This window comes from Streptomyces sp. NPDC036764 (assembly GCF_055609385.1).
In genome coordinates this window covers 166,025-185,041 of the sequence record NZ_JBVJPT010000008.1, presented here as the reverse complement: position 1 = coordinate 185,041, position 19,017 = coordinate 166,025, and the positions used below count along the sequence as shown (strand labels likewise).

At 72.1% G+C, this 19,017-nt stretch carries 18 protein-coding genes; 11 read left to right on the top strand and 7 right to left on the bottom strand.

Going from position 1 to position 19,017, the window contains the following annotated elements; translation table 11 throughout:
* Positions 1 to 53 precede the first annotated feature (53 nt).
* Genes ACZ69Q_RS27725 through ACZ69Q_RS27715 form a run of 3 tightly spaced genes read left to right on the top strand, consistent with a single transcriptional unit; the run spans position 54 to position 2,036 of the window.
* Positions 54 to 527, top strand: coding sequence for a DUF2771 domain-containing protein (locus tag ACZ69Q_RS27725; protein ID WP_471046665.1), 474 nt, complete (start codon positions 54 to 56; stop codon positions 525 to 527).
* Positions 497 to 1,198 (top strand): futalosine hydrolase, encoded by a 702-nt coding sequence (locus ACZ69Q_RS27720; protein WP_471046663.1) that lies wholly within the window; start codon positions 497 to 499, stop codon positions 1,196 to 1,198. Before ACZ69Q_RS27725 ends, ACZ69Q_RS27720 begins: the two co-directional genes overlap by 31 nt.
* On the top strand, positions 1,188 to 2,036 hold the full coding sequence (locus ACZ69Q_RS27715) for a 1,4-dihydroxy-6-naphthoate synthase (RefSeq protein ID WP_471046662.1): 849 nt from the start codon (positions 1,188 to 1,190) through the stop codon (positions 2,034 to 2,036). Before ACZ69Q_RS27720 ends, ACZ69Q_RS27715 begins: the two co-directional genes overlap by 11 nt.
* Positions 2,037 to 2,076: 40 nt before the next feature.
* Here ACZ69Q_RS27715 and ACZ69Q_RS27710 read toward each other — a convergent pair whose 3' ends face one another.
* On the bottom strand, positions 2,077 to 2,460 hold the full coding sequence (locus tag ACZ69Q_RS27710; RefSeq protein ID WP_471046661.1) for a cold-shock protein: 384 nt from the start codon (positions 2,458 to 2,460) through the stop codon (positions 2,077 to 2,079).
* Positions 2,461 to 2,625: 165 nt separating this feature from the next.
* Here ACZ69Q_RS27710 and ACZ69Q_RS27705 point away from each other — a divergent pair, with 165 nt between their 5' ends.
* Complete coding sequence (locus ACZ69Q_RS27705) at positions 2,626 to 2,877, top strand: hypothetical protein (protein WP_393522815.1); 252 nt, start codon at positions 2,626 to 2,628, stop codon at positions 2,875 to 2,877.
* On the opposite strand, the gene ACZ69Q_RS27700 is transcribed toward ACZ69Q_RS27705, so the two are convergent.
* The 3 genes from ACZ69Q_RS27700 to ACZ69Q_RS27690 form a co-directional block, all read right to left on the bottom strand.
* A complete protein-coding gene (locus ACZ69Q_RS27700) occupies positions 2,853 to 3,479 on the bottom strand; it encodes an HAD family hydrolase (RefSeq protein WP_471046658.1) in 627 nt (208 codons plus the stop codon). The genes ACZ69Q_RS27705 and ACZ69Q_RS27700 overlap by 25 nt on opposite strands.
* Before the next feature lie 237 nt (positions 3,480 to 3,716).
* Positions 3,717 to 4,709, bottom strand: a complete 993-nt coding sequence (locus ACZ69Q_RS27695; RefSeq protein WP_471046656.1) for a hypothetical protein — start codon at positions 4,707 to 4,709, stop codon at positions 3,717 to 3,719.
* Between the two features lie 75 nt (positions 4,710 to 4,784).
* Positions 4,785 to 6,425: a substrate-binding domain-containing protein gene (locus ACZ69Q_RS27690; protein WP_471046654.1), complete on the bottom strand. Its 1,641-nt coding sequence runs from the start codon at positions 6,423 to 6,425 to the stop codon at positions 4,785 to 4,787.
* Between the two features lie 209 nt (positions 6,426 to 6,634).
* On the opposite strand from ACZ69Q_RS27690, the gene ACZ69Q_RS27685 reads away from it, so the two are divergent.
* From ACZ69Q_RS27685 to ACZ69Q_RS27675, 3 genes are all read left to right on the top strand, one after another.
* Positions 6,635 to 9,274 (top strand): helicase-associated domain-containing protein, encoded by a 2,640-nt coding sequence (locus ACZ69Q_RS27685; protein WP_471046652.1) that lies wholly within the window; start codon positions 6,635 to 6,637, stop codon positions 9,272 to 9,274.
* A 198-nt stretch (positions 9,275 to 9,472) separates the two neighbouring features.
* A complete protein-coding gene (locus ACZ69Q_RS27680; RefSeq protein ID WP_093746457.1) occupies positions 9,473 to 9,601 on the top strand; it encodes a hypothetical protein in 129 nt (42 codons plus the stop codon).
* 74 nt (positions 9,602 to 9,675) lie between these two features.
* Complete coding sequence (locus ACZ69Q_RS27675) at positions 9,676 to 9,900, top strand: hypothetical protein (RefSeq protein WP_471046649.1); 225 nt, start codon at positions 9,676 to 9,678, stop codon at positions 9,898 to 9,900.
* Here ACZ69Q_RS27675 and istB read toward each other — a convergent pair.
* Positions 9,878 to 11,095: an IS21-like element helper ATPase IstB gene (gene istB, locus ACZ69Q_RS27670; protein WP_471046647.1), complete on the bottom strand. Its 1,218-nt coding sequence runs from the start codon at positions 11,093 to 11,095 to the stop codon at positions 9,878 to 9,880. The two genes, ACZ69Q_RS27675 and istB, sit on opposite strands and share 23 nt — an antisense overlap.
* Positions 11,096 to 11,245: 150 nt before the next feature.
* On the opposite strand from istB, the gene ACZ69Q_RS27665 reads away from it, so the two are divergent.
* Positions 11,246 to 12,889, top strand: coding sequence for a DNA repair helicase XPB (locus tag ACZ69Q_RS27665; protein ID WP_471046645.1), 1,644 nt, complete (start codon positions 11,246 to 11,248; stop codon positions 12,887 to 12,889).
* Positions 12,890 to 12,916: 27 nt separating this feature from the next.
* On the opposite strand, the gene ACZ69Q_RS27660 is transcribed toward ACZ69Q_RS27665, so the two are convergent.
* Positions 12,917 to 13,096 carry a hypothetical protein gene (locus ACZ69Q_RS27660; protein WP_269642190.1) on the bottom strand — a complete coding sequence of 60 codons (180 nt, stop codon included), beginning with the start codon at positions 13,094 to 13,096 and terminating at the stop codon, positions 12,917 to 12,919.
* Positions 13,097 to 13,487: 391 nt separating this feature from the next.
* Here ACZ69Q_RS27660 and ACZ69Q_RS27655 point away from each other — a divergent pair, with 391 nt between their 5' ends.
* Positions 13,488 to 15,545 (top strand): HelD family protein, encoded by a 2,058-nt coding sequence (locus tag ACZ69Q_RS27655; protein WP_471046643.1) that lies wholly within the window; start codon positions 13,488 to 13,490, stop codon positions 15,543 to 15,545.
* Positions 15,546 to 16,000: 455 nt separating this feature from the next.
* Here the strand turns inward: ACZ69Q_RS27655 and ACZ69Q_RS27650 are convergent, their stop codons facing one another.
* Complete coding sequence (locus ACZ69Q_RS27650) at positions 16,001 to 16,696, bottom strand: copper homeostasis protein CutC (protein WP_471046641.1); 696 nt, start codon at positions 16,694 to 16,696, stop codon at positions 16,001 to 16,003.
* A gap of 512 nt (positions 16,697 to 17,208) precedes the next feature.
* On the opposite strand from ACZ69Q_RS27650, the gene ACZ69Q_RS27645 reads away from it, so the two are divergent.
* Together ACZ69Q_RS27645 and ACZ69Q_RS27640 are read left to right on the top strand one after the other, a co-directional pair.
* The gene (locus ACZ69Q_RS27645) at positions 17,209 to 17,871 is read left to right on the top strand and encodes an HD domain-containing protein (RefSeq protein WP_471046639.1); all 663 of its coding nucleotides are present in this window, start codon (positions 17,209 to 17,211) and stop codon (positions 17,869 to 17,871) included.
* Between the two features lie 27 nt (positions 17,872 to 17,898).
* Entirely contained in the window at positions 17,899 to 19,017 is a 1,119-nt protein-coding gene (locus ACZ69Q_RS27640) for a GNAT family N-acetyltransferase (RefSeq protein WP_471046637.1), read from the top strand.

The window sequence follows — 19,017 nt, the reverse complement described above, 5'->3', positions numbered from 1 at the left end:
CACGCCGCCCCCCACGTAGTCGGACCGTCACACGCGCCCGATAGCCTTCGCCCATGACCACGCTGCAATCCGTTGTGCGACGCCGCCGCGCGCTCGCCGCCGCCGGCGCCGTTTCCGCCGGACTGCTCGTCCTGTCGGCCTGCGACAAGCCGACGCCGCTGGCCACGGTCACCGTCGGCACCGCTTCCGTCCACTCGGAGGCCACCTGCGGTGGTGAGGGTGAAGCCCTGAAGACCGCGGACCTGGCGCAGTGCCTGAAGGACAAGGACATCGAGTCCATCAAGGTGGACCCGGACGACACCGTGCGCTTCGGTGTCGACCCGGACATCGCCGACGAGGGCTGGACGATCCTCATGAACGGCCAGCCGCTCACCGACTCCAGCACCAAGACCTACCGCACCGTCCCGGGCAGCGTGTTCTTCAACGCCCAGTACGGCGCCAGCGGTGACTCCACGCTGGTGTCGATCAAGGAGGGCGAGCAGAACGTGACGGGTCTGTGGTCCTTCAAGCTGGAAAAGGACAGCTAACCACGTCTGTCGTACGTGTCCTCGTCGCCACCGCGGTCCCCGCCGAGCGGGACGCGGTGGCCGGGGCGTTCGCCTTGCCCGGCGCCGATGTGATCGCCGCCGGCGTCGGCCCCGCGCTCGCCGCCGCCACCACGGCCACGGCCCTCACCAGGGCCGCCCTCGAAGGCGCCCCCTACGCCCTGGTCGTCTCGGCCGGCATCGCGGGCGGCTTCGCCCCTGACGCCCCCGTCGGCTCCCTCGTCGTGGCCGACGAGATCACGGCCGCCGACCTCGGCGCGGAGACCCCCGACGGTTTCCTGGCGGTCACCGAACTGGGCTTCGGCACCGTCACCCACCGTCCGCCGGAAGCACTCGTACGAGAAATCGCGGCCGCCACCGGCGCGCGCCCCGGCGCCGTCCTCACCGTCTCCACCGTGACCGGCACCGCCGTGCGGGCCGCGTGGCTGCGCGAGCGCCACCCCACCGCCCTGGCCGAGGCCATGGAGGGCTTCGGCGTCGCCGAGGCCGCCGCCGCGCATCGCACGCCGGTGCTGGAGCTGCGCGCGATCTCCAATCCGGTGGGCCCCCGCGACCGGGCCGCGTGGCGCATCGGCGACGCGCTGGCCTCCCTGGCGGAGGGTTTCGGGAAGCTCGCGCCCGTACTGGAGAGTTGGAACCCACATGACCAGTGAGCCGCTGAAGATGGCGTACTCCCCCTGCCCGAACGACACCTTCGTCTTCGACGCCCTCGCCCACGGCCGCGTCCCCGGCGCCCCCGCGCTCGACGTCACCTTCGCGGACATCGACATCACCAACGGCATGGCTGAGCGCGGCGAGTTCGACGTGCTGAAGGTGTCGTACGCCGTGCTGCCGTACGTCCTCGACGAGTACGCGCTGCTGCCCTGCGGCGGCGCGCTGGGCCGGGGGTGCGGGCCGCTGGTGCTGACGCGGGAGGCGGGGGTCGACCTGACGGGCCGCACGGTCGCGGTGCCGAGCGAGCGGTCGACGGCGTATCTGCTGTTCCGGCTGTGGGCCGCCGACACGGTGCCCGGCGGAGTCGGCGAGATCGTGGTGCTGCCGTTCCACGAGATCATGCCTGCGGTGCGGGACGGGAAGGTCGACGCGGGACTCGTCATCCACGAGGCGCGTTTCACGTACCAGAACTACGGGCTCAACAAGCTCGCCGACATGGGCGAGCACTGGGAGAACACCACCGGGCTGCCGATCCCGCTCGGGGCGATCATCGCCAAACGGTCGCTGGGCGCCGGGACACTGGCGGGGCTCGCGGACGCCATCCGTACGTCGGTGCGCGCCGCCTGGGACGACCCCGAGGCCTCGCGTCCCTATGTGATGGAGCACGCCCAGGAGATGGACCCGGCCGTCGCGGACCAGCACATCGGCCTGTACGTCAACGAGTTCACGGCCGGCCTCGGCGAGGACGGCTACGCGGCCGTACGCGGGCTGCTCACGCGTGCGGCGGCCGAGGGGCTGGTACCGCCCCTCGGCCCGGGTGCACTGGATTTCCCCTAGAAATACCGAGGATCCGCCACTTCTGCGGCGTCCGTACGTCCTATACGTCGAGCTGGTCGGCGACCGCGCGGAGCAGGCCGGCGATCTTCTTGCCGGCCGCCTTCTCGGGATAGCGGCCCCGCTCCAGCATCGGGGTGATGTTCTCCAGGAGGGTCGTCAGGTCCTGGACGATGGAAGCCAGCTCGTCCGGCTTCTTGCGCTGGGCGGCCGCGACGGACGGGGTCGGGTCGAGAATGACGACCGAAAGCGCCTGGTCACCTCGCTGACCGGCGACGACGCCGAACTCCACTCGCTGTCCCGGCTTGAGTACGTCGACTCCGGCGGGGAGGACCGAGGAATGAACGAAGACGTCACCGCCGTCGTCGCGGGAGAGAAAGCCGAAGCCCTTCTCGCTGTTGAACCACTTGACCTTGCCGGTAGGCACGTCTGTCCTCGTCCTCGTACTCGTCGGAAAACTGCTTCTGAAAACGGCTCTTGATAGCACTACAGCGGGTCGACCACGACCCGCCGGTACCAAGGCTAATGGTCCCCGGGCCGGTGACAAGACGTCGTCCGGTTGTTCCCTCGCGCAGGGAACTACCCTGGTCCGGTGCGTGACAAAACCCAAACGAATTCCGCCGCTCCCGGCGACCGACTGATCCGTGCCGGTGCGGTCGTGTTCTTCATCGGTGCCGTGGCCACTCTGGTCACGGTGGCCCCGTTCCTGCTCGGCACGACGCCATTTCCGACATACATGTTCGGACTGAGCATGTTGATGGGGGTCGGATTCCTCGTCGCCGGTGCCGGAGTGTTCCGCTCGATCGCGGCCGGAAGGCGTCAGGCGCGCGGCGCTTCGAGGTAGCCGGCCAGCCAGTCCGGGAACTCGGTGAGATCGGCGAGGACCACATCCGCGCCGAGCGCGCCGAGTTCATCGGCGGTGTACGGCCCGGTCGCCACGGTGACCGCCAGGGTGTCGGCCGCGCGGGCGGCACGGATGTCGCCCTGGTGGTCGCCGACGTAGACGCTCGCGCCGTACTCGCGCAGGGCCTCCGCCTTCTGCTCGGCCCAGAGGTTGCCGATGACCGCGTCCGGGTCGATGCCGAGGTGTTCCAGGTGCAGCTTGGCGTTCGGTTCGTACTTGGCGGTGACGACGATCGCGCGCCCGCCTGCCCGGCGTACGGCGGCTATCGCCTCGCGGGCGCCGGCCAGGGCGGGTGTCGCGGCGATGGCGATCGTCGGGTACATCTCCCGGTACACGTCGGCGATCCGCGCGACCTGCTCCGCCGGGAACCAGTTGATCAACTCCTCCTCCAGCGGCGGCCCGAGCCGGGTGATCGCCAGGTCGGCGTCGATGTGGGTCCCCGTCCGCTCGGCCAGCGCCGTGTAGCAGGCGTGGATGCCGGGGCGGGAGTCGATGAGGGTCATGTCGAGGTCGAAGCCGACGGTGAGTGCCATATGGGCCATTGTGCCCAGGTGGCCCTGCGGGCAGACGCCGGGTGGGTGTGATGTGCGCCCAGTGGCTCGGGGCTGTGCGTTGCGTGGCGGCTGCGGGTGGGTGAGGGCTGGTCGCGCAGTTCCCCGCGCCCCTTTCAGGGGCGCTTTTGTGGACGCCGGACTGTGATGTGCGCCCAGCGGCTCGGGGCTGTGCGTTGCGTGGCGGCTGCGGGTGGGTGGGGGCTTGTCGCGCGGTTCCCCGCGCCCCTAAGGGCGCTTTTGTGAGCGCCAGGCGATGAACAGGGCCGATGCCAGTGCCGCGCCCCGCAGGACCCAGGGCCAGGTTTCGGCGATCGCGGCGTTCGTGTGGCCCTCGGTGATGGGGGTGCCCCAGCGGTCGTTGGTGCGGCCCCAGAGCCAGACCACGCCCGCGGTGAGGGAGAGGGCGGGCAGGATGATCACCGCCCACTTGGTCTCGGCGTCGCTCAGGCGGCGCGAGCCCCAGGCGATGAGCCAGCCGAGCAGCAGGGCGAGGAGGTTGCCGAGGACCGCGCCGGCGACGAGGAGGGCGGCGGCGACGAGCAGGAGGGGGTTGCTCCAGCGGCCGGAGGGCAGGGTGGGCCGGCGGAGGAGGCGGCGGCGGGCCTTCGGCTCGTCCTCCTCGGCCTTCTCGACCGCGGCCGGCTCCTCGACGGCTTCCTTCTTCGCGAGCCGCGTCTCGTCCTTCGCGGGCGGGCGTCTGAGCATCTCCGGGATCTCGATGCCGCCGGTGAATCCCGGCACGTCCTCACCGGGACCGAAGGGAGTGCTGTCGACCCGCCACCAGTCCGGCTGGAGCGCGCTGTCGCCGAGGTCCGCGATGCCGGCCAGATGCGGCGGCGGAGGGGCGTCGTCGCGGGCCGGGGAGGGCTCGGCGGGGCGCGGGCGCGGCACCATCCGGCGCAGGCCCCTGGGGCGCCTCTCACCGGCCTCCACGTCCCGGCCCGTCGGCTGTGCGGGCACCGGGGCGACCGGCGCCTGCGGGGCGGCGGAGGTGCCCCCGGCGGCCGCGACGACCTCGTCCGGGGTGCCCAGGCGGGCGATGATGCGGCGGACGGCGGCGGGGTTGTCGACGGGCGCCTTGGCGCGCCGCCGGTCGATCTCGCCGCGCAGTTCGTTCACCAGGCGCATGCGCGTGGACGACGGCAACTGCCGTTGCTGGGCCACGTCGCCGACACGGCTCAGATACTCGTAGACGACCTGGTCGCTCTCGATCCCCACGAAGTCCCCTCCGGGGTGGGTGCGTTGGATGCCCGGTGGGACGACGTTAGCGCAGGACAGGACAGGTGAGGTGGGTCAGACCGGGCGGCACTCGCCCGAGTTCTGCACTTCGGAGCACAGGCCGTGGCCGTGATCGCGGATGATGTCGCGGCCGCTCTGCTGGGTGAGGAAGTTCAGGAAGGCCGCGGCGACGGAGCCGGCCGGGGGCTCGCCGTAGGTGTAGGCGAACTCGGTCTGCCAGTAGGGGTAGTTGGTGGCCTCGACGCCCTGCGCGGTCGGTTCCCTGCCGTCGATCGTCACCTTGACCAGCCCTTCGGCGGCCTTGTGGCCGTCCACGGCGGTGGCCTCGCTGTAGCCGATGGCGCCGGCGGTCGAGGCGGTGGTGCTCAGCATGGTGTCCGTGCCGGTGACCTCGCAGCGGCCGTACCGCTTCGGGTTGAGGGCGGCGCAGTCGGTCTCGGTGAACTGGGGCGGTTCCTTGCCGCCGAGTACCTTGGCGACGAGGGTGCTGCGGGTGCCCGAGCCGGGGTCGCGGTTGATGAGGTGGACGGGTACGTCGTCGCCGCCGATGTCGGACCAGTTCTGGACGCGGCCGGCGAAGACGGCACGTACCTGGTCCAGATTCAGGTTCTCCACGCCCGCGTCCTTGTTGACGACGAGGGTGAACACGGACAGCGCGACGGGTTTGGGGATCAGCCGGGGGTGGCCGTCGGAGGCGAGGCCGTCGGTGAAGGAGAGGTGGTCGGGCAGGCCCTCGCCGACCGGGATGCCTGCCTCCTTGCCGGCCTTGTCGAGGTCGGTGACGCCGTCGGTGCTGCCCTTGAAGGTGTCGTCCGCGAGCGGGATGTGCACGTCCGCGCCGTCGCACCGCTTGAGGTAGTCGTCCGCGGCGGCCCTGACCGCGGGGGCGAAGGCGGTGGAGCCGTGCAGGTGCAGCGTGCCCTGTACGCAGTCCAGCGGTGGCCGCTTGTCGTCGCGGAGGAAGAGCGTGAAGTTGGCCTGTACGGCGACGGCCGCGATCAGGATCCAGATGACCCACCATGCGGGCCGGGAGGCGAAGACATGGCTCTCGGTCCTGGTCGCCTTCAGCCTCAGCAGCCGTATCAGCGGGTCGTACCAGCGCTCCTGGCCGTCGGTGCCCTGGACGACGGGGTCCGGGAAGGGGTCGGTGCTGTGGTCCTCGGGCCAGCGTTCCAGCACGACGAGCACCTTGTACTCGGCACCTCGGGGCAGCGTCACCTTCGGCAGCCGGATGGTGCCCGTGCGGTGCCCCGCGTTGTTGTTGCGGCGGAAGCCGGGTTTGGCGACGGTGCGGACGGTGTCGCCCTCCGTCACCTCCTCGAAGAAGAAGTCGCGCAGCGCGTTGTTGCTCGGGTCGGTGAGGACCACGGCGGCGACGCGGCGGTCGCGGAAGGTGACCTTGATGCCGTAGGGGTCGGCGGGGTCGGCCAGATAGTCGTCGGAGACGATCTTGGTGGATCCGGCGTTCTCGATGCGCAGCAGGACGAACGAGGGGTCCTTGAGCTGGTGGCCGTCGTGCCGCATGTCCGCCAGCACGTCGGCGTAGGGCTTGTCGGCCGCGTCCGCGGCGAGGGTGTCCATCTGCACCCGATAGCCGAGCCGCTTGCGCCCGACGATGGCGAACTCCCACAGGAACGCGGCGACGGGAAACGCGAGACTCAGGATCGCGATCCACTGCTCGGCCTGCTCGCTCATCGTGTCCCCCCAATTCCCTTGAGCTGTGAAGTAGTTGACCGAGAGCCCAGGGTGACGAGTGGGGGCGAGGTGTTGCCGGGGACCTCGGAATCCTCCGGATGATGTTCATCCGGCCGTCATTTGCGAAACGTTCCGTTCGCCGGGCGGGCGGCGATCGGGCCGACCGGCACACCCCCTGCCCCGGCGCCCCACCCGCTAACGTGGGCAGGATGAGCGACCCGGCCACACCGCCCCGTTCCCTCGCGGAGGATCTCCGCGTGCGGGACGACGCCTCGCTGACCGTGCTCCTGCGCAGCCGGCCCGATCTCATCACCCCCGTCCCGACCGACCTCACGCAGCTCGCGACCCGTGCCGGTACCCGGGCCTCCGTGGTGCGTGCCCTGGAGCGGCTGGACCGTTTCGCGTTGCAGACCGCGGAGGCGCTGGCCGTGGCGGCGGATCCGGCGGCGTACGGCGAGCTGCTCGCCCTGATGGCCGGCGACGAGGGCGACCAGGCGGTCGCCGGCGCGCTGCCGCACGCTCTGCGCACCCTGCGCGAGCAGGCCCTGGTGTGGGGCGCCGACGACCGGCTGCGCCTGGTGCGCACGGCACGCGAGCTGCTCGCTCCCTCCCCGCAGCACCCCTCGCCGACGGGCCTCGGGCCGACCGTGCAGGAGGCGACGTCCGGCATGTCGCCGGGCCGTATCCAGGAGATCGTCACGACGGCCGGGCTGCCCTCGACCCACGACGCGGTGTCCGCCGTGTCGTCGCTCACCGCGCTGTTCACCGACCGCGGGCGCATGGCGGCCCTGCTCGCAGGCGCCCCGGAGGAGTCCCGGGAGGTCCTGTCCCGTCTGGTCTGGGGGCCGCCGTACGGCCAGGTCACCGCCGACCCCGCGGCCCGCCTGCGCTGGCTGCTGGACCGCGGTCTCCTCCTGCCGACGGCGCCCGGCACGGTCGTACTGCCCCGCGAGGTCGCCCTGCACCTGCGGGCGGGCCGTGCGCACCGCGCCACCGAGCCGCTGCCGCCGCCCGTCGAGCCGGCCGCGACACACAGTCCACAGGTTGTGGACGCGACGGCGGCCGGGCAGGCGTACACCGCGCTGGCCACCGTCGAGGAGCTGCTGAAGGACTGGGACGAGGGCGGACCCGCGGTGCTGCGCGCGGGCGGTCTGAGCGTGCGCGACCTCAAGCGCACCGCCGTCGCCCTCGACGTGCCCGAGCCGGTGGCCGCCTTCTGGACCGAACTCGCCTACGCGGCGGGCCTGCTGGCCTCCGACGGCGAGGCCGACGAGCGGTTCGCGGCGACGCCCGCCTACGACGAGTGGCTGGAGCAGCCCGCCGCCGAGCGCTGGGCGCTGCTGGCTCAGGCGTGGCTGACGGCGACCCGGACGGCGGGCGTGATCGGCGGGCGGGACGCGAAGGACCGTACGTTGTCGGCGCTCGGCCCGGGCCTGGACCGCTCCGCCGCGCCCGAGGTGCGGCACCGGGTGCTGACGCTGCTCGCCGGGCTGCCGCAGGGCGCCTCCCCGGCGGCCGAGTCGGTGCTGGCACGGCTGCGCTGGGAGCGCCCGCTGCGGGGCCCCCAGCGCGAGGACGATCTGCGCAGCCGCCTCGCCCGGTGGACGCTGAACGAGGCGGAGCTGCTGGGAGTGACGGGGCGGGGGGCGCTGTCGGCGCACGGGCGGGCGCTGCTGGGGGCGCCCGCGGCGGGGTCCGCGGGGAAGCCGGGGGGCTCGGGCCGGGCCTCCGGTCCTTCGGCCACCGGCCCGTCCGCGGCGACCCGCGACACCACCACCGTCACGTCCGCGACCGGCCTCTCGGCCGCGTCCCACGGCCCCGGCGACAAGCTGCCCGTCCATCACGAGCACCCCCGCCCGGCCGGCCCGCCCGAGCCCCTCTCCCCCGCCGAGCAGGCCGTCGCCTGCGCTGCCGCCGCCCGCCTGCTCGCCCCGCTGCTGCCCGAGCCGCTGGACCACGTCCTCCTGCAGGCCGACCTGACGGCCGTGGCGCCGGGGCCGTTGCGGCGGCCGCTCGCCGACATGCTGGACGTGCTCGCGGACGTCGAGTCGAAGGGCGGGGCGACGGTGTACCGGTTCACGCCCGGCTCGGTGCGCCGCGCGCTGGACGCCGGCCGCAGCGCCTCCGACCTGCACGCCTTCCTCGCCGAGCACGCGCGCACTCCGGTGCCGCAGCCGCTGGCGTATCTGATCGACGACGTGGCACGTAAGCACGGCCATCTGCGGGTGGGCGCGGCCTCGGCGTACGTCCGCTGCGACGACGACGCGGTGCTGAACGAGATCCTCGCCGACAAGCGGGCCGCCGGTCTGCGGCTGCGCCGCCTGGCGCCGACCGTGCTGGCCGCCCAGGCGGACCCGGCCGGGCTGCTGGAGGGGCTGCGCGCGATGGGCTTCGCGCCGGCCGCCGAGTCGGCGGAGGGCGACGTCCTGATCACCCGTGCCGACGCCCACCGCACCCCGCCGCGCTCGGCCCCCGAGCCGGTCCCGGACGGCCCGCCGACGCCGGACGCCACGCTGCTGGCCGCAGCGATCCGCGCCATCCGGGCGGGCGACCTCGCCTCCACGACACCGCGCAAGCCGAGCGGGACCGCCCCCGCGATGACCGGGGGCGAGCTGCCGCGCACCACGTCCGCCGAGACCCTCGCGACCATGCAGGCCGCCGTCCTGACCGGCGAGTCGCTGTGGATCGGGTACGTCAACGCCGAGGGCTCCGCGAGTCAGCGGGTGATCGCGCCGGTGCGGGTCGAGGGCGGGTTCGTGACGGCGTACGACCACACCGCGGACGAGGTGCGCACGTACCCGCTGCACCGGATCACGGGTGTCGCCGAACTCGCGGACGACCAGGTCTGAGGACGGCTGCGGCAGCCCCGAGGAGAGGTCCGCCGGCTCACTCGTCCGGGCGTACGCGGCGGTTCATGCACGCCACGCCGGGCTTTTCCAACTCTTGAGGGACCTTTCGGGCCTCTCCGCATTCCGTCGCGCGGCGCAGGGCAGCCACCCGATGTCCTGATCACGCTCAAGTGAGCGCAGCAGAGAGGTAGTTGTCCCATGCGCACAGCGCGTCGTCTTGCCACCGTCCTGGCCGCAGCGGCCCTGATGATCGGCGCCTTCACCACACAGGCCGCCGCAGTCAGCGTCGACATCGCCGGGCTGGTCGTCGAGACCCCACAGGTCTGACGCACTCCATGGGGCCGGTCCCGGCGAACCAGGGCCGGCCCGCCCTCCCCCACCCGAAAGGCTCTGAGGTCCCCATGCGTTCCGAGCGCACCGCCCGCACCCGTACCGCCCTGTCCGTCGCCGCTCTCTCGGCGGCCGCGGCCCTGGTCACGGCCCTCGCGCCGGCGGCCGCCGCGGCCCCCTCCGCACTGCCGCTGCCGCTGCCGCTCCCGGCGGCCGGTGGCGAGTCCCTGGTCACCGAGGGACTCACCATCGAAGGACCGCTGATCAACAACGTCAGTCTGCCCACGCTGAAGTAGCGCGGCGCATCCGATAGCTCTCGCCCTCGATCCGTACGAGCTCGGCGTGGTGGGCCAGCCGGTCCGCCATCGCCAGCGCCGAGGGGCCGCCGAAGACCTCGTCCCAGCGGGCGAGCGGACGATCGCTGGTCACGATCAGGGAGGCCCGCTCGTAGCGGTGCGCGACCAACTGGAAGAAGAGCGCGGCGGCCTCCGGGTCGAAGGGCGTGTAGCCGATCTCGTCGACGATCAGCAGGGCGTGCGCGTCGAGCGCGGACAGCTCCTGCGCGAGCCGTCCGGCGTCGCGGGCTGCGGCCAGCCGGGCGGCCCACCGGGCGGCGCTCGCGAACAGCACCGAGTGCCCGGCCTGGCAGGCCCGCACCCCGAGCCCGACGGCCAGGTGCGTCTTGCCGGTGCCGGGCGGGCCGACGAAGACCACGTTGCGTCCGGCGGTGACGAAGTCCAGCTTGCCGAGCCGGGCGACGGTCTCCCGGTCGAAGGAGCGCGGGTGCTCGGAGTCGAAGTCCTCCAGCAGCTTGCGGGCGGGGAACCCGGCGGCCCGCAGCCGCTCCTCGGCGCTGGGCTCGTCCTCGCGCGAGGCGGCCTGCGCCGGGACGAAGACCTTCGCGGCGGGCTCCTCGGGGGCGCGCTCGTGGTGCGTCTGGTGATGGGCCCGCTCGGCCTGCGCGGCCATCGGACCGGACATGTACGCCAGGATCGCCGCCGACGCGATGAACGCCATGTGGATCACCGTGCCCCACAGCAGCGAGTGGTGCGAGGTGCGGTGGACGTCCACGAACATCTGGAGCAGATGGACCGAGGAGATGCCGACGATGGCCGTGGCGAGCTTGACCTTCAGTACGTTGGAGTTGACGTGCGAGAGCCATTCGGGCTGGTCACGGTGGCCCTGGAGGCCGATGCGGGACACGAAGGTCTCATAGCCGCCGACGATCACCATGATCAGCAGGTTCGCGATCATGACGACGTCGACGAGCTTGAGCACGGCGAGCATGACGTAGGTCTCAGTGGCCTGACCGGTCACACAGCGGAGAATTAAGGCCCAGAGTTCGTTGAAGAACTTGTAGACGTACACCCCCTGCGCGGCCACGAGGCCGAAGTAGAGCGGCGCCTGCAACCAGCGGGTGGCGAACAGGGCGTATCCGAGGGTGGTGGTCGGCGGGGACGGTTCACGGTCGATGGCCTGCACACCCGGCATTCTTCGCAGCCAGGGCCGTTTAGGTGAAACCACACCACTCACAGGAATGAAAAGACATCCTGTAGGACTCCGTACGACTCCTGCGGGGCTTCGGGAACGATCAGGCACACTGGACGTTTGGTCGAGTGGTGAGCGGAAGGACGGACCCACGTGAACGGACCACTGATCGTCCAGTCGGACAAGACCCTGCTCCTGGAGGTCGACCACGAGCAGGCCGACGCGTGCCGTCGGGCGATCGCGGCGTTCGCCGAGCTGGAGCGGGCGCCCGAGCACATCCACACCTACCGGGTGACACCGCTGGGCCTGTGGAACGCGCGCGCGGCCGGGCACGACGCCGAGCAGGTCGTGGACGCGCTGGTCACGTACAGCCGCTACCCCGTGCCGCACGCCCTGCTGGTCGACATCGCCGACACGATGGACCGCTACGGCCGCCTCACGCTCTCCAAGCACCCCACGCACGGCCTCGTCCTGACCAGCACCGACCGGCCGGTGCTGGAGGAGGTGCTGCGCTCGAAGCGGATCGCGCCGCTGGTCGGGGCGCGCATCGACCCGGACACCGTGGCCGTGCACCCCTCCGAGCGCGGGCAGATCAAGCAGACGCTGCTGAAGCTGGGCTGGCCCGCCGAGGACCTCGCCGGATACGTCGACGGCGAGGCGCACCCGATCGAGCTGAACGAGGACGGCTGGGCGCTGCGGCCGTACCAGAAGCAGGCCGTGGAGAACTTCTGGCACGGCGGCAGCGGCGTCGTCGTGCTGCCCTGCGGCGCGGGCAAGACCCTCGTCGGTGCCGGGTCCATGGCGCAGGCCAAGTCGACCACGCTCATCCTCGTCACGAACACCGTCTCGGCCCGGCAGTGGAAGCACGAGCTGGTGAAGCGGACGTCGCTCACCGAGGAGGAGATCGGCGAGTACAGCGGGACTCGCAAGGAGATCCGGCCCGTCACCATCGCCACGTACCAGGTGCTGACGACCAAGCGGAAGGGTGTCTATCCGCATCTGGAGCTCTTCGACTCCCGCGACTGGGGCCTCATCCTGTACGACGAGGTGCACCTGCTCCCGGCGCCCGTCTTCAAGTTCACCGCCGATCTCCAGGCCCGGCGCCGGCTCGGCCTGACCGCGACCCTGGTCCGGGAGGACGGGCGTGAGTCGGACGTGTTCTCGCTGATCGGCCCGAAGCGGTTCGACGCGCCGTGGAAGGAGATCGAGGCGCAGGGGTACATCGCGCCCGCCGACTGCGTCGAGGTCCGCGTCAATCTCACCGACGCCGAGCGGCTCGCGTACGCCACCGCCGAGCAGGAGGAGAAGTACCGCTTCTGCGCGACGACCGACACCAAGCGGAAGGTCACCGAGGCCCTCGTCCGCCGGTTCGCGGGGCAGCAGACCCTGGTCATCGGCCAGTACATCGACCAGCTCGACGAGCTGGGAGAGCATCTGAACGCCCCCGTGATCAAGGGCGAGACCTCCAACGCGCAGCGCGAGAAGCTCTTCGACGCCTTCCGGCAGGGCGAGATCAGCGTGCTCGTGGTGTCCAAGGTCGCGAACTTCTCGATCGATCTGCCGGAGGCCACGGTCGCCATCCAGGTCTCGGGCACCTTCGGCTCGCGCCAGGAGGAGGCACAGCGCCTCGGCCGGGTCCTGCGTCCCAAGGCCGACGGCCATCAGGCGCACTTCTACTCGGTCGTCGCCCGCGACACGCTCGACCAGGACTTCGCCGCCCACCGCCAGCGCTTCCTGGCGGAACAGGGCTATGCGTACCGGATCGTCGACGCCGACGAGATTCTCGCGGAGGGCTAGCAGGGCGGGACGGGCGTCCCTGGACCGTCACTTACGGCGGACGCCCGCTTCCTCTCCGTACTCACCGAGGACGATCACGTCGAAGGCTGCGCCTGCGAACACCCTGACGGCACGCAGGGCTTCGCCGAAGCGGTGGCGGTGGCTCCCCTGGAGCGCTGTCGCTCCGCGGGGGCCCGCGGGGGCTGGGTGGATGGTTGCTGCGCTCATGTCTTCCATGATGCGTTCGCGCACATAAGGGCCGCATCGGCCTGCGGACCGAAGCCGCACACCGTCCGCGTACGTCTCGGGACGGACCGCGTACCCCCAAGGAGGAGGGCCGCGTCCCCTAGGGGACGGAGCTTCGTTCAGGGGCCGGGTGATCCGTTCCGAGGCCCGGCGATTCGTTCTTCCTGGGTCGGGTGATCCGTTCCGGGGCCTGGCGATTCGTTCTTCCGGGGCCTGGCGATTCATTCCGGGGCGGGAAAATCGTTGGCGTCCGTCTCGCGTGCTCACCTAAAATCTCCGCTCTTGCCCGCCTCCGTTCACGGAGTGCTGCCGCCCGGACGGAAACCGGCCGGCCCTCTCGACCACCCATCGCAGGTCCTCCGGAGGCACCCCCTTGTCCACGCCCGTCGACGACCCGCTCGACTCCCTCGACCCGCTGTCCCGAGAGCGCTCCCACCTCGCCGGATCCCGTGCCGCCCTGCGCGCCATGCGGGAGGACGTCGAGTCCCTCGACATCAGCGACGTCACCGCGAACTGGGTCAATGCCGAAGTCCTCGCCCGCCAGATCGACGAGCGCATCAAGGCGCTGGCCGACCTCAGCGACACCCCGCTGTTCTTCGGCCGGCTCGACTACCTGCACGCCCCGGGCGCCGAGGAGGCGGAGGGCGCGGAGGGCGAGCGCTTCTACATCGGGCGCCGGCATGTGCACGACGCCGAGGGCGACCCGATGGTCATCGACTGGCGGGCGCCGGTGTCGCAGCCGTTCTACCGGGCGTCCAAGAAGGACGCGATGGACATCGCGTTGCGCCGCCGCTTCGGCTACACCGGCGGCGATCTCACGGCGTACGAGGACGAGCACCTCTCGGACCCGCAGGAGGCTGCCCGCACCAGCAAGCTGCTCCAGCAGGAGATCGAGCGTCCGCGCGTCGGTCCGATGCGCGACATCGTGGCGACGATCCAGCCCGAGCAGGACGAGATCGTACGGTCGGGGCTCGGCGGGACCGTGTGTGTGCAGGGCGGCCCGGGCACCGGCAAGACGGCGGTGGGTCTGCACCGGGTGGCCTATCTCCTCTACGCCCACCGCGAGCGGCTCGCCCGCACCGGCACGCTCGTCATCGGGCCGAACAAGTCCTTCCTGCACTACATCGAGCAGGTGCTGCCGGCGCTCGGCGAGCTGACGGTCCGCCAGGCCACGGTCGACGACCTGGTCGCCCACGTCGAGGTGCGCGGCACGGACGACGCACCGGCCGCGGTGGTCAAGGGGGACGCGCGGATGGCGGAGGTGCTGCGGCGGGCGGTCTACTCGCACGTGACGATGCCGACGGAGGCGGTGGTCGTGGTCCGCGGATCCCGCCGCTGGCGCGTCGCGGCGTACGAACTCGAAGAGACCGTACGGGAGTTGCTGGACCGCGACATCCGGTACGGCGCCGCCCGCGAGGCCCTTCCGCAGCGCATCGCGCACGCCGTGCTGGTGCAGATGGAGCGGTCGGGCGAGGCGCCGGACGACCGGGTGCAGGACGCGGTGGCCCGCAACAGCGCGGTGAAGGCGGCCGTGAAGGCGATCTGGCCGCCGGTCGACCCGGCGAAACTGGTGCTGCGGCTGCTGACGGACGAGGATTTCCTGGCCGAACACGCCGCCGGAATCCTGTCGGGGGACGAGCAGAAGACGATCCTGTGGGCGAAGCCGGTGCGGTCGGTGAAGTCCGCGAAGTGGTCGGCGGCGGACGCGGTACTGATCGACGAGGTGACCGACCTCGTGTCCCGGACGGCGTCGCTCGGCCATGTCGTCCTGGACGAGGCGCAGGATCTGTCGCCGATGCAGTACCGGGCGGTGGGACGTCGGTGTACGACCGGTTCGGCGACGATCCTCGGTGATCTGGCGCAGGGCACGACGCCGTGGGCGACGCGCAGTTGGGACGAGGCGCTGTCGCACCTCGGCAAGTCGGAGGGGGTCATCGAGGAGCTGACGGCCGGGTTCCGCGTCCCGACGGACGTGATCGCGTACGCCTCCCGGCTTCTTCCCTACATCGCGCCGGGGCTGGCTCCGGTGGCGTCGATCCGTGAGAACCCGGGGTTCTTCGAGGTCCGTACGGTGTCGGGGGCGGGCGAGGTGGTCGCCGCGTGCGGGGAGTTGCTGCGGCATGAGGGGTCGGTCGGCCTGATCGCCGCGGATGGCCGGATTCCGGCGCTGTCGGAGGCGCTGGCCGAGGCGGGGCTCATGTACCTGTCCCCCGGCGAGGAGACGACCCAGGAGACCCGCCTGACGCTGGTCCCCGCGTCCCTCGCGAAGGGCCTGGAATACGACTACGTCGTCCTGGACGAGCCCCAGGCCGTGGTGGACGGCGAGCCGGACGAACGCACGGGGTTGCGACGGTTGTATGTCGCCCTGACGAGGGCGGTTTCGGGGTTGGTGGTGGTGCATGCGGCGGGGTTGCCGGTGCAGTTGGGTTGAGGGGCCGGGGGGGTCGGGGGTGGTGACGGCTGGGGGTGCGGTGCGGGTGGGTGGGGGCTTGTCGCGCAGTTCCCCGCGCCCCTGAGGGGGTTGCCGCTGGGGCTCGGCGATCAGTTCCCGTCGGGACACTGCCCCGGGCTCTGGGGTGGTGGCGGCTGGTAGCGGGCTGCCGGTGGTCTGTGGCCGGTCGCGCAGTTCCCCGCGCCCCTAGGGGGGTGCGGCCGGGGGCCCGCCGATCAGTTCCCGTCGGGACACTGCCCAAGGCTCTGGGGTGGCGGCTGCTGGTAGCGGGCTGCCGGTGGTCTGTGGCCGGTCGCGCAGTTCCCCGCGCCCCTGAGGGGGGTGCCGCTGGGGCGGGAGATCGGCGCGCCCGGCCCTCCTGACCCTCTCGCCCCTCCCGGCCCTCCCTGCCCTCTCGCCCCTCCCTGCCTCCCGGCCCTCCCTGCCTCCCGGCCCTACGCGAGTCCGTCCAGTGCTGCTCGCCATTGTGCGACCGCGGTCGTGGAGACGGGGGCGTTCCAGCCGTTGGGGCGGGCTGCGCCGCCGATGTGGAAGGCGTCGATGCCGGCGGTCAGCAGCGTCGGCACGTGGTCGAGGCGTAGTCCGCCGCCCACCAGAATCCGTTGCTCGTACCCGGGCTCCCCCGCCCTCTCCGCCTCGGCGAGCAGGGTGGGCAGACCGTCGTCCACGCCCGCCGCCGCCCCGGCCGTGAGGTAGGTGTCCAGCCCCGGCATCCCGTCGAGCTGCTTGCGCAGGGCGTCCCGGTCGGCGGCCCGGTCGATGGCGCGGTGGAAGGTCCACCGGCACCCGTCCAGCACACCCACCACCCGCTCGACGGCCTCCAGATCCACCCCGCCGTCGCCGTCGAGGAACCCGAGCACGAACTCCTCGGCCCCGGCGTCCCGCATCGCCCGCGCCGTGCGCACCAGCCGCTCGACGTCCCCCACCGCGAATCCGTCCGCCAGCCGCAGCATCACGCGCAGGTCGATGTCGACGGCGGCGCGGATCGCGGCGAACGTCTCCACCGGCGGGGTCAGTCCGTCGGCCGCCATGTCGGTGACCAGTTCGAGCCGATCCGCACCTCCGGCCTGGGCGGCGACCGCGTCCTCGACGCCGAGGGCGATCACCTCCAGGACTGCACGCTTGCTCATGGGACCCCATTCCTCGGCATTCGACGACGCTAAAGGTCTAGCCCAAACAGGTCTAGTCCAATCCCAGCCTACGCCTGCCCACCAGAGATCAGCCCACACCACACCCCAGCCCCCTGCTCCGCCACATCAGCCACAACCCCCTCAGGAGCGCGGGGAACTGCGCGACCGGCCACAGACCACCCCCAGCCCGCCACCAGCAGCCACCACCCCAGAGCCTGGGCAACGTCCCAACGGAACTGATCGGCCGGCCCCAGCCGCTACCCCCTAGGGGCGCGGGGAACTGCGCGGCCAGCCCCCACCCACCCGCAGCCCGCCCCAAGCCGTCACCACCCCCGAGGCCGGGCAATGCCCCAACAGAACTGATCAGCGACCCCCAGCCACAACCCCCTCAGGGGCGCGGGGAACTGCGCGACCGGCCCCCCACCCACCCGCACCGCACCCCCACCCGTCACCACCCCCGACCCCGAAGTCGGCCATCGACCACCCCGTGCCACGCACGTCACAATGACGCCATGGCCGATCCCCACACCCTCGAAGCCCTCCGCACCCGCTTCGCCCAAGCCCTCAACGCGGCCCGCTCCCCCGAGCCCATCGAAGCCGCCCCCGACCCCACCCCCTACGCCGACAACCTCCTCGCCCGCTGGCAGGAACCGCAGCGGCACTACCACACCCTCACCCACCTCACCGCGGTCCTGGACCGCGTCGACGAGTTGGCCGGCCACGCCGACGACCCTGACGTCGTACGCCTCGCCGCCTGGTTCCACGACGCCGTCTACCTCCCCGACCGCTCGGAGAACGAGGAGCGTTCCGCCCGGCTCGCCGAACGCGCGCTCCCGGAGGCCGGCGTCCCCGCGGAGCGCACCGCCGAGGTCGCCCGACTCGTGCGCCTGACCGTCACCCACGACCCGGCGCCCGACGACCGCGACGGCCAGGTCCTGTGCGACGCCGACCTCGCGATCCTCGCCGCCCCGCCCTCCGTGTACGCCGCCTATACGGCCGCCGTCCGCGAGGAGTACCACTTCGTCCCGAACGACGCCTTCCGCGAGGGCCGTGCCGCGATCCTGCGCCAACTCCTCGATCTGCCGGGCCTGTTCCGCACCCCGCACGGCAAGAAGGAGTGGGAGGCCACGGCCCGCTACAACCTCGCCGGCGAGCTGGAAATGCTGTCGCCCTGACCGACCCGGGCCCGTAGCCTGCCGCACATGCGACACATGGGCGGGGAACGCGCGAGCGAGGCCGTGGCGAGCTGCGTGGCACTGCTGCGCACGGCGGCGGACCGGGACTGGGCGGCCGTACGGGCCGGCCGACTGGAGTGGAACTGCCACCAGACGGCGTTCCACATCGCGGAGGACCTCATCGCCTACGCCGGCCAGTTGGCGGGCCGCGCCCAGGACGCCTACGTCCCCTTCGAGATCACCCTCGACGCCGGCACCGACAACGAGGGCCTGCTCCAGGTGATCGAGACGACCGGCGCCCTGTTCGCCGCCACGATCCGCACCACGCCCCGCGAGGCCCGCGCCTTCCACCCGTACCCCTTCCGCAGCGCGAACCGCGAGGGCTTCGCCGCGATGGGGATCGCCGAGGTGCTGCTGCACACGTACGACATCGCCGAGGGCCTGGGGCTGACGTACGAACCGCCCGCCGAACTCCCCGAGTTCGTCCTCACGACGATCTTCCCGCACGTCCGCCCGGGCCCCGACCACTGGCACACCCTGCTGTGGGCCACCGGCCGCCGCGACCTCCCGGGCCGTCCGGCCGTCACCGAGTGGCGCTGGCAGAACAACCTCGTCATCCCCACCGACCGCCTCACCCTCCAGGGCGTCACCCCCGCGGCCGCCACCGACCTGCACACCGGCGGGGACGGCGGCTTCGAGTGGGTCGACGGCGGCCCCTTCCAGGGCACGCGGGACGCCGCGGGCATGGTGGTGAAGGCGTACGCGGAGGGCGTGCACCGGCCCGAGTGGGGGCTGTTCGTTCTCGTACGGCGACAGGACGGCCGCGCGATCGGCGGCATGGGATTCCACGGCATACCGGACGAGGACGGCAGCGCCGAGGTCGGTTACGACCTCACCGAGGCCACCCGCGGCCAGGGCTACGCGACCGAGGCCCTGCGCGCACTGTCGGAGTGGGCCCTGGCCCGTGACGACGTGCACCTCCTCCACGCCGCCATCCACGTCGACAACACACCTTCGCAGGGCGTCGCCACGCGCGCGGGCTACGTGCGGGCGAGTATCGAGGAGGAGCGGACGGCGTACGAGGAGCACGACATGGACCGGGAACTGCGGCTCTACGTCCGCAGGCGGCGGTCCGCCACGGCCTAG